This is a genomic window from Allorhizocola rhizosphaerae (assembly GCF_003426775.1).
Taxonomy (GTDB): Bacteria; Actinomycetota; Actinomycetes; order Mycobacteriales; family Micromonosporaceae; genus Allorhizocola; species Allorhizocola rhizosphaerae.
Genome location: NZ_QJUG01000216.1, coordinates 1 through 14272 on the forward strand (window position 1 = coordinate 1; position 14272 = coordinate 14272).

General features: G+C 69.3%; 14 protein-coding genes. 8 read left to right on the plus strand and 6 right to left on the minus strand.

The genetic code is table 11. The annotated features are described in order from the left end of the window. Both DM816_RS33070 and DM816_RS33075 read left to right on the plus strand, forming a co-directional pair. Nucleotides 1–640: DUF6596 domain-containing protein (locus DM816_RS33070; RefSeq protein WP_342768781.1), on the plus strand; the 640-nt coding region annotated here is incomplete at its 5' end. Between the two features lie 139 nt (nt 641–779). After that, the gene (locus DM816_RS33075; protein ID WP_162908083.1) at nt 780–1406 is read left to right on the plus strand and encodes a glyoxalase superfamily protein; all 627 of its coding nucleotides are present in this window, start codon (nt 780–782) and stop codon (nt 1404–1406) included. A gap of 245 nt (nt 1407–1651) precedes the next feature. Here DM816_RS33075 and DM816_RS33080 read toward each other — a convergent pair whose 3' ends face one another. Both DM816_RS33080 and DM816_RS33085 read right to left on the minus strand, forming a co-directional pair. Next, a complete protein-coding gene (locus DM816_RS33080) occupies nt 1652–3433 on the minus strand; it encodes an ABC transporter ATP-binding protein (protein WP_117214409.1) in 1782 nt (593 codons plus the stop codon). Nucleotides 3434–3488: 55 nt separating this feature from the next. Next, entirely contained in the window at nt 3489–5357 is a 1869-nt protein-coding gene (locus DM816_RS33085) for an ABC transporter ATP-binding protein (RefSeq protein ID WP_117214410.1), read from the minus strand. Nucleotides 5358–5559: 202 nt separating this feature from the next. Here DM816_RS33085 and DM816_RS33090 point away from each other — a divergent pair, with 202 nt between their 5' ends. Both DM816_RS33090 and DM816_RS33095 read left to right on the plus strand, forming a co-directional pair. Then, a complete protein-coding gene (locus tag DM816_RS33090) occupies nt 5560–6192 on the plus strand; it encodes a TIGR03085 family metal-binding protein (RefSeq protein ID WP_117214411.1) in 633 nt (210 codons plus the stop codon). Between the two features lie 84 nt (nt 6193–6276). Continuing rightward, nucleotides 6277–8103, plus strand: coding sequence for an AMP-dependent synthetase/ligase (locus DM816_RS33095; protein WP_117214412.1), 1827 nt, complete (start codon nt 6277–6279; stop codon nt 8101–8103). 94 nt (nt 8104–8197) lie between these two features. On the opposite strand, the gene DM816_RS33100 is transcribed toward DM816_RS33095, so the two are convergent. Together DM816_RS33100 and yczR are read right to left on the minus strand one after the other, a co-directional pair. Continuing rightward, the gene (locus DM816_RS33100; RefSeq protein ID WP_117214413.1) at nt 8198–8899 is read right to left on the minus strand and encodes a VOC family protein; all 702 of its coding nucleotides are present in this window, start codon (nt 8897–8899) and stop codon (nt 8198–8200) included. Next, nucleotides 8896–10350, minus strand: coding sequence for a MocR-like transcription factor YczR (yczR, locus tag DM816_RS33105; RefSeq protein ID WP_117214414.1), 1455 nt, complete (start codon nt 10348–10350; stop codon nt 8896–8898). The genes DM816_RS33100 and yczR overlap by 4 nt, the downstream gene beginning before the upstream one ends. A 60-nt stretch (nt 10351–10410) precedes the next feature. Here yczR and yczE point away from each other — a divergent pair, with 60 nt between their 5' ends. Then, nucleotides 10411–11070, plus strand: a complete 660-nt coding sequence (yczE, locus tag DM816_RS33110) for a membrane protein YczE (protein WP_170318900.1) — start codon at nt 10411–10413, stop codon at nt 11068–11070. Nucleotides 11071–11228: 158 nt separating this feature from the next. Here the strand turns inward: yczE and DM816_RS45360 are convergent, their stop codons facing one another. After that, the gene (locus DM816_RS45360; RefSeq protein ID WP_281274385.1) at nt 11229–11357 is read right to left on the minus strand and encodes a hypothetical protein; all 129 of its coding nucleotides are present in this window, start codon (nt 11355–11357) and stop codon (nt 11229–11231) included. 37 nt (nt 11358–11394) lie between these two features. Between DM816_RS45360 and DM816_RS33120 the strand changes: the two genes are divergently transcribed. From DM816_RS33120 to DM816_RS33130, 3 genes are all read left to right on the plus strand, one after another. Then, nucleotides 11395–12591, plus strand: a complete 1197-nt coding sequence (locus DM816_RS33120; protein WP_246002498.1) for an MFS transporter — start codon at nt 11395–11397, stop codon at nt 12589–12591. 14 nt (nt 12592–12605) lie between these two features. Further along, a complete protein-coding gene (locus DM816_RS33125; protein ID WP_117214416.1) occupies nt 12606–13214 on the plus strand; it encodes a DUF7711 family protein in 609 nt (202 codons plus the stop codon). A gap of 102 nt (nt 13215–13316) precedes the next feature. Then, on the plus strand, nt 13317–13808 hold the full coding sequence (locus tag DM816_RS33130) for a winged helix-turn-helix transcriptional regulator (protein WP_117214419.1): 492 nt from the start codon (nt 13317–13319) through the stop codon (nt 13806–13808). A gap of 175 nt (nt 13809–13983) precedes the next feature. On the opposite strand, the gene DM816_RS33135 is transcribed toward DM816_RS33130, so the two are convergent. Beyond that, a partial coding sequence (locus DM816_RS33135; RefSeq protein WP_117214417.1) for an SAV_6107 family HEPN domain-containing protein occupies nt 13984–14272 on the minus strand: 289 nt, incomplete at its 5' end.

The window sequence follows — 14272 nt, forward strand, 5'->3', positions numbered from 1 at the left end:
GGCCACGCAGGGCCCGGCCCTGGTCCGGCCGGCGGTGTGCGACGAGGCGCTGCGCCTGGCCGCGCTGCTGCGCCGCCTGCTGCCCGACGAGCCGGCGGTGCTCGGGCTGTCGGCGCTGCTCCTGCTCACCGACGCGCGCCGGGACGCCCGCACGGTCAACGACGAATTGGTTTTGCTGACCGACCAGGACCGCTCCCACTGGCGCTGGAACGACGTCGATCTCGGACTTTCGCTGGCGGCCCAAGCATTGCGGCGCGCTGGGGACCGGCCCGGCCCATGGGTGTTGCAGGCCGCGATCGCCGCATGCCAGGTGGCGCCCGATCCCGACCGGCACGCGATTGTCGCGCTCTACGACCGGCTCGCCGCGCTGACGCCGTCTCCCGCGGTGCTGGCCAACCGCGCGGCCGCGATCGCCCTCGCCGACGGGCCCACCGCTGGGCTCGCCGCTCTCGAAGAGATCGAGCCCGCGCCCGGCGACCACCGAGTCCTCGTGCTGCGCGCCGAATTGCACGCCCAGCTGGGCCGGCTTGACCGGGCACGCGCGTTCCTGCGGGAGGCGATCGAAGCAACGCGCAACGAAATCGAACGGCGTCACCTGCTGCGCCGGCTGGCGGACCTTGATAGAATCCGATCCGGCTGATGCGGCCCGCCGCTTGCGCCCCGGGCAACGGGGTTTGGTGAACGCATTTTTCGATTCGCGTGACGATCCTTTAGGACACCACTTGCGAACGACCTCAGTAATGCAAGCGCTGACAACAGGTTCGCAGGGAGGATCGATCATGCAACCGTTCCGTGACGCCAAAGCGATCGCCAAGTCGCTGCGCGCCGAGATCCGCGAGCGCCACCAGCTCGAGCTGTCGCACAGCGAGAGCCTGGAGATTGTCGCGCGCCTGGCCGGGTACCAGAACTGGAATGTTCTCTCGGCACAAAAGCCTTGGCACACCGGGTTTTCGGCGACCACGACGATTCCCGTGCTGCGGGTGTTCGACGAGGCCGCGGCCAAGGAGTTCTACGCCGACTTCCTGGGCTTCACGCTCGACTGGGGCGGGCCCTCGGGCGGGCCGGGCACACCGTTCTACGGTCAGGTTTCCCGGCCGGGCACGACACTGCAGATGGCCCTGTCCCCTTATGAGGCCGGTCCAGGCGCGACCGTGGACATCTGGCTGTCCAATCTCGACGAGGTGCACCGCGAGCTGAGCCACTACGTCATGTCCAGAAACATCCGGATCTGGGGCCCGGGGATCTGGATGCCCGACATCATGGCCGTGCCATACGGCACCGAGAAGGGCTCCCGGGTGCTGGTGCTCAGCGATCCGTTCGGCAACCACCTGCGGCTGAGCGAGCCCAACGACAAGTCCGCCCACCTCCCCCGCTGGGACTTCAACCGCCAGGCGGCCACGGCCTAGCCGCCAAGCCCATCACCGTTCGCGGCCCGCCGGCTCTCGGTCGGAGGCGCCGTCGAATCCGCACTCCCGCGCCACATTCATCATGATGTGGTCACCACCAAGACTCTGCGGGACTTCGGTGGCACGTGAAGCGGTTGGCACGCGGCGACGCCCGCAACATTGTTCATGCCGGCCAGAATGCCGTCATCCGACCGGCACCGGAATTGATGTAGCGCTTCGCTTCACCCACCGGCGAGAGTCGGTGGTCAACGCGTTTGTTCGAGCCAGCTGGCGTAGAGGCGGGCATAGACGGAGTCGTTGTCCGCCAACAGCTTTTCGTGCGGCCCGCGCTGCACGATCACGCCCTTGTCCACCACGATCACCTCGTCGGCGCCCTGCGCCGTGGAGAGGCGGTGTGCGATGGCGACGGTCGTGCGGCCGCGGGTCACGGCGTCGAGCGTGCGCTGCAGACGCACCTCCGTCGCCGGGTCGACCGCGCTGGTCGCCTCGTCGAGCACCAGCAGATCCGGGTCGGCGACGTAGGCCCGCACGAGCGCGACCAGCTGCCGTTCCCCGACGCTGAGCGCCTCACCGCGCTCGCCCACCCGGGTCTGCAACCCGTGGCTGAGGCCCTGCACCCAGTCGAGCAGCCCAAGCTCGGTGAAGGCCAGCTCCAGCGCGTCGTCGGTGATGTCAGGCCGCGCGAAGCGGACGTTTTCGGCCACCGTCGCATCGAATAAAAAGCCATCCTGTGGTACGAGGACGACGCGCGATCGCAACGAACTGAATGTGACCGTCTCAAGTGGAGTGCCCGAAAGCAGGACCCGCCCCTCGACGGGATCCATCAAGCGGGTCAACAGTTTCGCGAACGTCGTCTTGCCGCTGCCGGTCTCGCCAACCACCGCGACCCGCGTCTTGGCCGGGATCTCCAGGTGCACGTCGTCGAGCACGCGCGGCCCGTCCGGATAGTTGAAGCTCACGTGCTCGAACTTCAGATCCAGCGGGCCGGGCGGAAGCTCCACGCCCGCGACCGGGTCGGCCACGTCGGGCTTGATGTCGAGCACGTCGAGCACCCGCCGCCAGCCCGAGATGGCGTTCTGCGCCTCGTTGAGCACCTCGGTCGCGATCTGCACCGGCTGGATGAACAGCGTGACCAGAAACAGGAACGCGGTCAGCTCGCCCAGGGTCAGCGTCCCGGCCACGCCCAGCCGCACGCCGACGAGCACCACGGCCGCGAGGGCCACGGCCGCCGCGATCTCGCCGGTCGAGAAGCTCATGACGCTGGTGAACAGGCCCTTGCGCTGGGCGTTGGCATAGTCGTGAATGGTCTCGTCGAGCTTGCGCGCCGTGCGCCCGGACACGCCATAGGCCCGGATGACGGGCGCGCCCACGACCGACTCCGAGATCGCCGCGAGCATCACGCCGACGCGGCGGCGGCTCTCGGCGTAGACGCTCGCCAGACGCTTCTGGAACGTCTTGATGACGATCACGGCCGGGACGAACGCGGCCAGGACGACAAGCGTGAGCTGCCACGAGTACACGAACATGACGATCGTCGTGACCACAAGCTGGCCGCCGCTGATCAGCAGGATGACCCCGCCCCACTGGATGAAGTGGGTGATCGTGTCCACGTCGCTGGTCACCCGGGACACGAGCGCACCGCGCCGCTCGCTTTGCTGGTGCAGCATCGACAGATCGTGGATGTGCCGGAACGCCCTGACCCGGATGTTGGCCAGCGCGGTCTCGCTCACCTGATACAGCCGGCGGATCATCAGGTATCCGCACAGCGTCGTTATGCACAGAATCCCGACCGTCGCCGCGACGATGGCGCCGACCCGAGCCACATCGGGACCCCCAGGCGCGGCGAGCCCCTTGTCGATGCCCTGCTGGACGGCGACAGGCACGATCGCCCGGCCGATCATCGAAAACAGCGCGAGCACGAGCGTTCCCGCGAGCCCGACGCGCAGCTCGGGCGACAGCGACAGCCCGCGCCGGAACGTGCGCCACCGCCCCTGCGGGGTGGGTTGAGTCAAAGCGTCCGTTGTCACCCCGTCACCTTCCTGGCACCGCTGTAGATGGGGTGGCTATGAGCTCTTTTCCGGTTCACACCGTCACCGCGTCATTCTCGGAGTCTCGGGGGTCTCGCCCCGGTTCCGGCGGGTCCGCGGTTGGGTCACGCTCCGCGTCATCCCCTCTCGCCGCCGCCTGGCCGACCAGGTCGTCTTCGTCGTAGGCGTGCTCGCGCTCCCGCTCGGCCTCGGCCTTCTCGTATGCCGTCACGAGATTGCGGTATCCCTCCACAGTGGACAGAAGCTCCTCGTGCGTGCCGTGCGCCAGCACCCGCCCGTGCTCCATGTAGATCACGTCGTCGGCGAGCGCGATCGTCGCCCGCCGGTAGGCCACGACGAGCACCGACGTCTCGTCGGCCGACTCGCGCAGCGAGCCGAGGATCTTCGCCTCGATGCGGGGATCCACCGCGCTCGTCGCATCGTCGAGGATCAGCAGGCGGGGCTTGCCCGCGAGCGCCCGCGCGAGGGTCAGCCGCTGGCGCTGCCCACCCGACAGGGACGTGCCGCGCTCCCCCAGCATCGCGTCGAGCCCGTCTGGCAGGCGCATGACGAACGTGTCGGCCTGGGCCGTGACGAGCGCGTCGTGCACCCGCTGGTCGTCGATCTCCGGCCGGTCGAGGGCCACGTTGGCCTTGACCGTGTCGTCGAACACGAACGCGATCTGCGGCACCAGCGCCACGGTCTTGGCCAGCGCCTCGGCCGACAGCTCCCTGACCTCGACCCCGTCGAGGCGCACCCGGCCTGCGTCGGGGTCGACCAGGCGCGAGGCGAGCATGGCGACCGTGGACTTGCCCGACCCGGTCGGGCCGACGAGCGCAACGGTCCGTCCACTCGGGACGGTGAACGACACGTCGTGCAGGACCGGCTCGCCCTCCTCGTAGCTGAAGTCCACGTGCTCGAAGCGCAGCTCGGCCGCCCGCGCGCCGGATAGGACCCTTGTGCCGTAAGGCATTTCGCCCTTGGCCTGGAGCACCTTCTCGACCCGCTCCCACCCGGCCACGGAGCGCGGCAGATCGCCGAGCACCCATCCGATGGCCCGCACCGGGAACGCCAGCACGGTGAACAGGAACGCCACGGACACCAGCTCCTCGAGCCCGATCGCGCCCTGCCGCAACCGGAACGAGCCGACGACGAGCGCCGCGAGCGTGCCCGCGAACGGCAGCGACTCCACGAGCGGGTCGAACAGCCCGCGCAGCCGGCCCACCCGGATCAGCGCGTCGCGCAACTCCCCGGCGCGCACCGCGAACCGCTCGGTCTCGCGCTCCTCGCGGCCCATGGTCTTGACGACGAGCGCGCCGTCGAAGCTCTCGTGGGCGATCTCGCTCACCTCGGCGCGCTTCTGCTGGGCCAGCGCGACGCGCGGGGCCATGCGCCGGGAGAAGAACACGTTGACCGCGAACAGGAGAGGGAACACCGCGGCGCCGACCAGAGCCATGGCCCAGTCGGTGATGAACAGGCTCACCAGCGCGCCGATGAGCATGAACACCGTGCCGACCGCGAACGGCAGGGGCGCCAGCGGGAACCACGCCGACTCCACATCGGCGTTGGCGTTGGACAGCAGCGTGCCGGTCGCGTGCCGCTGGTGCCACGACGGCGGAAGCTCAAGGTAGCGCCGGGTCACGCGCATGCGGTAGCGCGCCTGCTGGTTGAACATCATGTAGCCGGAGCCGAGCCTGCGCCCGAAGATGCCGATGACCCGTCCCATGCCCATCGCCAGGATCACGGCCACGACGAGCACCATCGATCCGGCCTCGACGCTGCCCCCGTTGAACGCGCCGACGACGACGTCGCCGACGATCCAGCCGACCACGAATGCCTGCCCGATGACGAGCGCGCCGAACAGGCAGCTGCCGATGAGAGCCAGCGTGAAGATCCGGGGCTCGTCACGGATGGCCCGCCACATGACCCTGGCTCCCCGCGCCAGCACATCTCGCCCAGTGATCTGTGGTCTCGCGCCGTCGTCGGCCACTCGCCCTCGTCCTCCCCAAACCCGCTCGGTAAGTCTTTAGCCCGGCTACCTATCCTTACCGAACCAAGCGCCTGTAAGCGACCCACATTCCACTGTGCGGGTCGTCACATAAAAACGGCCACCTACTATCGCCGTTATGACTCGGTACGCCTTCGCCGAACGGCTGGCCCTGGCCCACCAAATGGAGCGGGTGGGACCGGACGCGCCGACGCTCTGTGGCGAGTGGACAGTCCGCGAGCTGCTTGCGCACCTGCTGCTACGCGAGCGCCGCCCCGATGCGGCGGTGGGCATCCTGATAAAACGGTTCGGCGCTCGAACCGAGCACGTGCAGCGCGACATCTCCGCTGGAGACTTCGCCGCGCTGCTGGCCGCGCTGCGCAGGCCGCCGTGGTGGAGCCCGGTGTCCAACGTCCTGCTCGATGAGCTGACCAACTTGACCGAGATGTTCGTGCATCACGAGGACGTGCGGCGGGCACAGGCAGGGTGGGCTCCACGTGAACTCTCGCACGGCCTCGAGGCGGCCCTGTTCACGCGGGTGCGGGCGTGGGCACGGCTGGCGTTGCGACGTTACCCGGCCACCGTGCGCATCGAGACGCCTGGATTCGGCTCGGTCAAGGCTGGGACGGCCTCGCCCGACGTGCTGACCCTGTCGGGCCCGCCCGGTGAGCTGCTGCTGTTCCTGTTCGGGCGCCAAGCACACGCCCGCGCCGAGCTGTCCGGGCCGCCCGAAGCCGCCGAGCGGCTGCGTCGTGCCCGTTTGGGCATCTAACGAAACCTTGTTCTGGCGGTACTCTTCGGTAACACTGCATGTGTTTCCCGTCACGTTACTTACTTGAAATGGGCGACCCTGAAGATGAGCCTTGATCTGCCATACCGGTCCATCCCGGAAATGTTCCTGCACCGCGTCGCGGCGACTCCCGACGCGCGGGCACTCGGCGGCCCCGGCCCAGACGACCAGCCAGTGTGGTTCACCTGGGCGCAGATCGCCGCTCGGGCCAAGGCGGTTGCCGCGGGCCTGACCACGCTCGGCGTCGGCAAGGAAGACCGCGTGGCCATCCTGGCCGGCACGCGGCTCGACTGGGTCATCACCGACCTCGGCATCATGTGCGCGGGCGCGGCGACGACCACCGTCTATCCGACCACCGAGCCGGAGGACGCCTGCTTCATCGTCGCCGACTCCGGCTCCACGGTGCTCATCGCCGAAAATCCGGCACAAGCCGCCAAGATGTCCGCCGCCCCGGTGCCGGGCCTGACGCACGTGGTGCTCATGGACGGTGAGGCGGACGCGAGCGCGAGCCCGCCCCAGCTGACCCTCGCCGAGCTGGAGAAGCGCGGCAGCGACGTGCTCGCCGAAAAGCCCGACCTGATCGAGACCATCACCGCGAGCGTGCAGCCGGAAGACCTCGCGACGCTCATCTACACGTCCGGCACGACGGGCCGGCCCAAGGGAGTCGAGCTGCTGCACCGCGGGTGGGTGTGGCAGGGCGTGGCGCAGGGCGAGATCGGCGTGCTGCTGCCGACCGACCTGCAGTTCCTGTGGCTCCCGCTGTCGCACTCCTTCGGCAAGACGCTCATCTGCGGGATCGTGCACGTGGGCGTGCCGACCTATGTGGACGGTCGGGTCGACAAGATCGTCGATAACCTGGGGGTCATCAAGCCCACCCTGATGTGTGGCGCGCCGCGCATCTTCGAGAAGGTCTACAACCGGGTCGTGACGCAGGCCCAGTCGGCGGGCGGCGCCAAGGCGAAGATCTTCAACTGGGCCGTGGGTGTGGGCAAGCAGAAGGTCGCGCTGGAGCAGAAGGGCCTGCCGGTGCCCGGCGGGCTGAAGTTCAAATACGGCATCGCGCACAAGCTGGTGTTCAGCAAACTGCACGCACGGCTGGGCGGCAACATCCGCTACATGGTGTCCGGAGCGGCCGCGCTGTCCGTGCCGATCGCCGAGTTCTTCGCGGCGGCCGGGCTGCCCATCAGCGAGGGCTACGGGCTCACGGAGACCAGCGCGGGCAACTTCGTCAACCGGCCGGGCAAGCTCAAGATCGGCACCGTGGGCGAGCGGCTCGCCGACCTGGAGGTCAAGCTCGACGAGGATGGCGAGATCCTGCTGCGCGGCACGCCGGTCATGCGCGGCTACCACAACCTGCCCGAGGAGACGGCCGCGGTGCTCACCGAGGACGGCTTCTTCCGCACCGGGGACATCGGCGAGCTGGACTCCGCCGGGTACCTCAAAATCACCGACCGGAAGAAGGACCTCGTCAAGACCTCCGGCGGCAAATACATCGCCCCCAGTCACATCGAGGGCATCTTCAAGTCCATCTGCCCGTACACGTCGCAGGCGCTCGTGATTGGACACTCGCGCAACTACTGCTCGATGCTCATCGCGCTCGACCCCGAGGGCATCACGGGGTGGGCCCAGGGCACGGCGCTGGCGGGCAAGTCCTACGCCGAGATCGTGGCCTCGCCCGAGGTACACGCGCTGGTCGAGGGCTACATCAAGGAGCTCAACGGCAAGCTCAACCGGTGGGAGACGATCAAGAAGTTCACCATCCTGCCGCGCGACCTCACCATCGAGGACGGCGAGATCACGCCGTCGCTGAAGCTGAAGCGGCGCGTCATCGAGCAGAACTTCGCCGGCGACATCGAGAAGATGTACGAGGGCACGGTCGCCGAGATGGCTTGATTTTCGCCGCGGGTGGGGTCGGTCGCGAAGCGTTCCGACCCCACCCGCGCGAGCCGGGCGATGTCGTCCAAAGCTGAACGCGCCGTCGGCCGGTTCACTCCCGGATGGGACGGCCGGTGAGGCAGTAGACGCCTCCGGCCGGATCGCGCATCACCACCCACGAATGTCCTTGTGCGACAAGGGTTGCGCCGTGGTGCTCGTGCAGTGCGCGCACGGCCGGGACATCCGGGCCGCACGCGAGATCGATGTGCGCGGAGGCCGGGCGGTCGGAATCCAAGCGCTGCAACAGGATCCGCACGGGCAGCCCGGCCGGCTGCTGGATCCGATGGAACTCGGGCAGCGAGCCCGGACTTGACTCCCAGCCGGTGAGGGCGGCCCAGAAGGCGATCTCGGGCTCGAACGCGCCGGGCGCCAGGTCGATGCACACCTGATCGACGCCACCGGGCGCAAGCGCGGACTCGCCGTCCCAGTCGACAAGGCAGAAGGCAAGGCCCGCGGGCGAGCGCATGACGACGAGGCCCGGCTCGGCGAAAACCTCGGTGGCGCCAAGTGCGCCGGCGCGCCGTGCTTCAAGAACCACGTCGTCCACGCACAGGTCGATGTGGGCGCCGCCCTGGTCACCGACGGCCTGGACCTTCACGCAGGCGTCGCCCGTCGCGGGCACAAGCGTGGCGAACTGGCCCAGATCACCGCGGCGCGGCGAGACCACCGTGCCCGTGACGGCCGGCCAAAATTTCAAGGCCGCCTCGTACCCGTCGAACGGCCGGTCGATGAACGCGTAACTCCAGCGGATCACGCGATCAGCTCCGGCTCGCTCCACTGTGGACGGCTGCCCGTGCGGTCGAGATCGTAGCGGGCCGCCGCGATCCGGCGCACGCCGTCGAGCAGTTCCGGGATGGGCTGGGTGAACGGCAGGCGCAGGAAGCGCTCCAGGGTGCCGTCCACGCCGAAGCGCGGCCCCGGCGCGATGCGCACGCCCATCGACTCGACCGCGCGGGCGAGCGCCGAAGACACCGGCCCGTCGAGCTCGGCCCATAGCGTGACTCCCCCGCTCGGCCGGATCACCCGCCAGGTGGGCAGGTGCTCGGCGACCGCCGCGAGCAGCGCGTCTCGTTGCGCGGCAAGCTGTTTGCGCCGATCCGCGATCACCTTGCCGGCCATGCTGAGCAGGTGCACGCCGACCAACTGGTCCAGCACCGGCCCGGCGGTGTCGACGCCGACCCGCGCGGCCGCGAGCCGTTGGACCGTCGGGGCCGAGGCGCGCACCCACCCGATGCGAAGACCGCCCCAGAACGGCTTGCTGAGCCCGCCGACGGTGAGCACCCGCCCATGCCGGTCGAACGAGGCGACGGCCGGGGGGATCTCCTGCCCGTCCAGCGCCAGGTCCACAAAGGACTCATCGATGACCAGGTCGGTCCCCGTCCTTTGCGCGGTCGCCACGAGGCGCTCCCGCGTCTCCGCAGGCATCAGGTGCCCGGTCGGGTTCTGAAACTCCGGGATGAGGTATGCCATGCGCGGCCGCGTCTGCAGCAGCGCACCGAACAGCAGGTCACCGTCCCAGCCCGCCTCGTCGAGGCCGTGCGTGGTGATCCGTGCCCGGCGGGCGCCGAGCGCGGCCAGCGCGTTCGGGTAGGTCGGCGACTCGACCAGCACGCTGGACCCGGCCGGGACCAGCAGCCGCATGACCAGGTCGAGTGCGTGCAGCACGCCGTTTGTGATCATGATTTGCTCGGGGCTGGTGAGCAATCCGCGCGCCGTGTATTGGTCGGCGACGGCTGCGCGCAGCTCCAAGATGCCCGTCGGGTGGTAACCGGCGCCGCCCAGATAACGCGGGAAGTCCTCAAGCGCCCGCTGCGCCGCCGTCATCATCTCGTCGGGCGCCGACAGCGCGGCGCACGACAGGTCGATCAGGTCGAGATCGTCGTCTGCCATCCAGAGACCGGAGCCCGCGACCCGGTGCCCTTTGGGCAGGGTGGTCCAGCTGCCCGCGCCGCGCCGGCTGTTGAGATGGCCAGACTCGCGTAGCTCGCGATAGGCGGCCGACACGGTCGTGCGGGAGATGCCCAGGCTGTCGGCGAGTTCGCGCTCGGCGGGCAGGCGCACCCCGAGCGGGAGCCGCCCGTCGGCGAGCAGCCCGCGCACCGCGCCGGCCAAGGCCGCGTAGTCTGGGCTGCGTCTGCGTGCGGGCAGCGCGTGCCAGCGGCCGAGCAGCCGGGCCAGCTGGGTCCCACGCACGGTCGGGGTCATGGTCCACCTCCCGCAAATTGGCTCTTTCAGCGAACTGAATTGGCCTCAAGACTGGCAGACATGCGCGTCAAATACAAGCCAATGCCCATGCCACTCAACTATCGATTGCCGCTCCGGCTCACCCAACTGCTCCTGGGATTGGTTTGTTACGGCGTGAGCATGAGCCTCATGCTGCAGGCCCGGCTCGGCAACCAGCCATGGGACGTGTTTCATCAGGGGCTGGCGCGGCGCACGGGGCTCACGATCGGTACCGTCGTGCTCATCACAGGAGTGGTTGTCCTCCTCTGCTGGATCCCTCTGCGGCAGCGCCCCGGCATCGGGACGGTCTCCAACATCGTGGTCATCGCCGTTGTCGTGGACCTCGTCAACGCAGTGCTGCCGCAGCCCGAGCACATCGCGGTGCGAGTGGCCTTCCTGGTCGGCGGCATCGTGCTGTGTGGCTTCGCCAGTGGCCTCTACATCGGGGCCAATCTGGGGCCGGGCCCGCGGGACGGGCTGATGACCGGTCTGGCCAGGCACGGCTGGTCGCTGCGCGGCTGGCGGACGGTCATCGAGATCTCCGTGGTGGCGATCGGCTTCGCGCTCGGCGGCACCGTCGGCATCGGCACCATTCTCTACGCACTGGCGATCGGGCCCCTCGCCCAGTTCTTCCTCCCGATGCTCACCGTGGTGCGCGCTCCGCACCCAGACTTGTCAAAGACAGCGCCGGCAACGCCGTAGACGTAAAGTCGATCGCGGGCTCCGAACTGGGCCACGACCGCACGTCATCGAAGTAGCGGGCGTCCGGGCGGTCGAACGCGGTGAACCGGTTTCCTCCATCCACCGGGCCCGCGTTCGCACCGTCCGGCACACCGACGAACTCCAAGCTGTCCGCTCCGTTACAGCCCGGTCTGCAGGTATCCGGCCTTCGCTTCGGCGACGGAGTAGCCCACCTGGGCGACGCGAATCGGCTCGAGCTCCTGCGCGGCTCCGCGGCGGGTGCGGACGGCACGGCCAGCCCTCCTCATTTGCGTCGATCATGAACTTACGTCCATGATCGACGGCGTGTCATCGCACGAACCTCATGGTCAACACGAACTCACGTCCCAAGGCGCTCCCCCGGGCCTGCGCCGTGCCCGTGCCGCCACCAGCGCGATCTTCCTGCTTTTCGGTGCAGCGCTTGGGGCGTGGACCGCCCGCCTCCCGGCGATCAAGCAAAACCTCGCGCTGTCCGATGGCACGCTCGGCCTCGCGCTGCTCGCTTTCGCGCTCGGCGCAATCGTCGGGATGCAGGTCGCGGGCCGGCTGGTCGACCGGCTCGGCAGCGCGCGCGTCATGCTGCCGGTTGCGGTGGCCGAGGGCGTTGGGCTGGTGCTGCCGGGGTTCGCGCCCGATCTGGTGGCGCTCGCGGTGAGCCTGGTGTTGTTCGGAGTCGTGCACGGCGCGCTCAACATCGCGATGAACGCCAATGCCGTCGAGGTCCAGCGGGCGTGGGGCCGGCCCATCATCACGTCGTTTCACGCGGTGTACAGCATCGGCGGTTTCATCGGCGCGGCAGCCGGCGGGCTTTTCGCGGCAGCGAACTTGAGCGCACGCACCACCTTCGTCTGCATCGGGGCCGCGCTGCTCGTCATCTCCCTCGTCGCCGGGCGCTGGTTCCTTCGCACACCGCCGACTTTGGCGGAGTCCGGCGAATCCGGCCGGCCAACGGGCGTGCTTTTGCTTGGCGTGCTTGCGTTCTGCTGCCTGGTGGGCGAGGGCGCGGCCGCCGACTGGAGCACCGTGTACCTGCGTGATGGACTGGACAGTTCACCAGGGTTCGCCGCGGCGGCATACGCCGCCTTCGCCATCGCCATGATGGCCGGACGGTTGGTGGGCGACCGGCTCGCCGCCCGCCTCGGCCAAATTCCTTTGGTACGCGGCAGCGCCGCACTGGCCGCGTTGGGTCTGGCCGCCGCACTCATCGGAGGCCCTCCGCTGGTGGGCGTGCTCGGTTTCGGGTGCCTCGGCGCGGGGCTCGCGTGCATCGCACCGCAGGTGTTCGCCGCGGCGGGCGAGCGCAACCCCGCACATGCCGGGCGGGCCATCGCCCGTGTCGCGGCCGTCGGATACGCGGGCTTCCTCGTCGGGCCGGTCGCGATCGGTGCCGCGGCCGAACTGGTCAGCCTGCGCTGGGCACTGCTCATCCCGGTCGTGCTCACCGCGTTCGTCGCCATCACCGCGCACGCGTTGCGGCCCAAAACCGGTGCCGCCACGGCATAGGCGAGGATGGGCACATGAAATGGGCGCGTGCCGTGCATCATGTCGAAACGCTGGCGCAATCGTGCGCCGACATGCACACCCGACCGGCCTCCATCTTCCCGTTGCGCGTGACGCAGTTGTGGGCCGTGGGAGACGTCCTCGGCCCGGCACGCGACGGCTTGGAGTTCGTGACCGTCGCGCTGTGCGTGGACCTCCCGGTCGGCGAGGTTCCGTGGCGCAGCGAACCCCCCGGCGCACAGCACTGGGCCAATGCCACGCGCATGACCAAAAACCCCGTGCTGCCGCTGTGGCGCTCGGCACATGCCCCGGTCTGGAACCACGCCATCGAGCGCCCCGCGCTCGTTTGGGACGACTCGATCGGCGTGCGCGAGGACACACTCGCCGCGCTGCGCGAAGGCCACGGCGAAGCTGTCCGCGAGCCCGCTCCCCCACCGGACGCGTGGCAAGCCCGCCTCGACGACGAGCTCGCCGTCAGCCTCCGCGCCCTCCGCACATCCACAGAGACCTACGAGCACAAACGCTGGGCTCCGGGCAAACTCGAACCGATCGCCGACACCCTATGGCGCGCCAGCCACGGCTACCTCGACATCCTCACCGCCACCCCCGTCTCCCGTCGATCATGAACTTGTCTCCCTGTTCGACGGCGTGTCGCGGCATTTACTTCATGGTCAACCAGCGGTGCGCTCACTCGCATGATGCAAGCGCGGTCCTATATCGTTCGCAGCATGCTCGGAAAGACCTATGACTCACAGGTCTGCTCCATCGCCCGCGCCCTGGAACTGGTCGGCGAACGGTGGAGCCTGCTGATCGTTCGCGACGCGTTGTTCGCCGGGACGACCCGGTACGTCGAGTTTCAGCGGCGGCTGCGGATCGCGACGAACATCCTGCAGAGCCGTCTCGACGGATTCGTCGCAGCGGGGATCATGGAGCGGCGGACGAGGTCGTCGGCGGCGGGGCCGGAATACCTGCTGACCGACAAGGGCCGCGACCTCGCGCCCGTGCTCGTCGCGCTCACGCAGTGGGGCGACCGCTGGGCCGCGCCTGACGGCCCGCCGATTTGCTACACCCACGAGACCTGCGGCTCAACGGCCGGCGTGGAGATCACATGTGCGAAGTGTGGCGCGCTGCCCGATGCCGATGAGGTGATCATTAGGCCCGGACCCGGCATGCCCGCCGAGTACCTACAGCGCATGGCCGCCGCCCGCGCCGCCTACTGACGCGCGGATCACACCCAGACGGTTTGGTGCAAAGGTATGGGACCTGCGAGCCTCCCCCGCAGGTCCCATACGGCCGGGCACACGCGCCTGAGCGACCCCGCGCGGCGGGCGGGAAACCCGCCGCCTCCCCCCGCGGGCGCTCACGCGCGGCGGCTGGCCTTCGGCAAGCCCCGCATTAGCGTGACAGGCCGAGCGCTTCCTGGACCACCTCGACGAAGCGGGCGGCATGGAAGATCAGGTGGTCGGCCTCCTCGGCCGTGATGACCGCGATGCCGGACTCGGCGGCCGAACGTTTGGCGGCGCCGGCGGCGAAGAACGCTGCCCAGTCGGACAACTCGGGCGCGACCATCGTGAGCAGCACCCACACGCTGGTGATCCGGCGACGGCCGGTGGGTGCGGGCCGGGCGCGTGCGGCGAGCACGGCGGCGGCCGCGCGCAGCGCGGCGAGGTGGGCCGCGGCGTAG

Excerpts from the sequence above, each read along its gene's own strand:
- DM816_RS33075 (WP_162908083.1), top strand. The coding sequence starts at position 780 with ATGCAACCGTTCCGTGACGCCAAAGCGATCGCCAAGTCGCTGCGCGCC.
- DM816_RS33085 (WP_117214410.1), bottom strand. The coding sequence starts at position 5,357 with ATGTGGCGGGCCATCCGTGACGAGCCCCGGATCTTCACGCTGGCTCTC.
- DM816_RS33090 (WP_117214411.1), top strand. The coding sequence starts at position 5,560 with ATGACTCGGTACGCCTTCGCCGAACGGCTGGCCCTGGCCCACCAAATG.
- DM816_RS33095 (WP_117214412.1), top strand. The coding sequence starts at position 6,277 with ATGAGCCTTGATCTGCCATACCGGTCCATCCCGGAAATGTTCCTGCAC.
- yczR (WP_117214414.1), bottom strand. The coding sequence starts at position 10,350 with ATGACCCCGACCGTGCGTGGGACCCAGCTGGCCCGGCTGCTCGGCCGC.
- yczE (WP_170318900.1), top strand. The coding sequence starts at position 10,411 with ATGCGCGTCAAATACAAGCCAATGCCCATGCCACTCAACTATCGATTG.
- DM816_RS45360 (WP_281274385.1), bottom strand. The coding sequence starts at position 11,357 with ATGAGGAGGGCTGGCCGTGCCGTCCGCACCCGCCGCGGAGCCGCGCAG.
- DM816_RS33125 (WP_117214416.1), top strand. The coding sequence starts at position 12,606 with ATGAAATGGGCGCGTGCCGTGCATCATGTCGAAACGCTGGCGCAATCG.
- DM816_RS33130 (WP_117214419.1), top strand. The coding sequence starts at position 13,317 with ATGCTCGGAAAGACCTATGACTCACAGGTCTGCTCCATCGCCCGCGCC.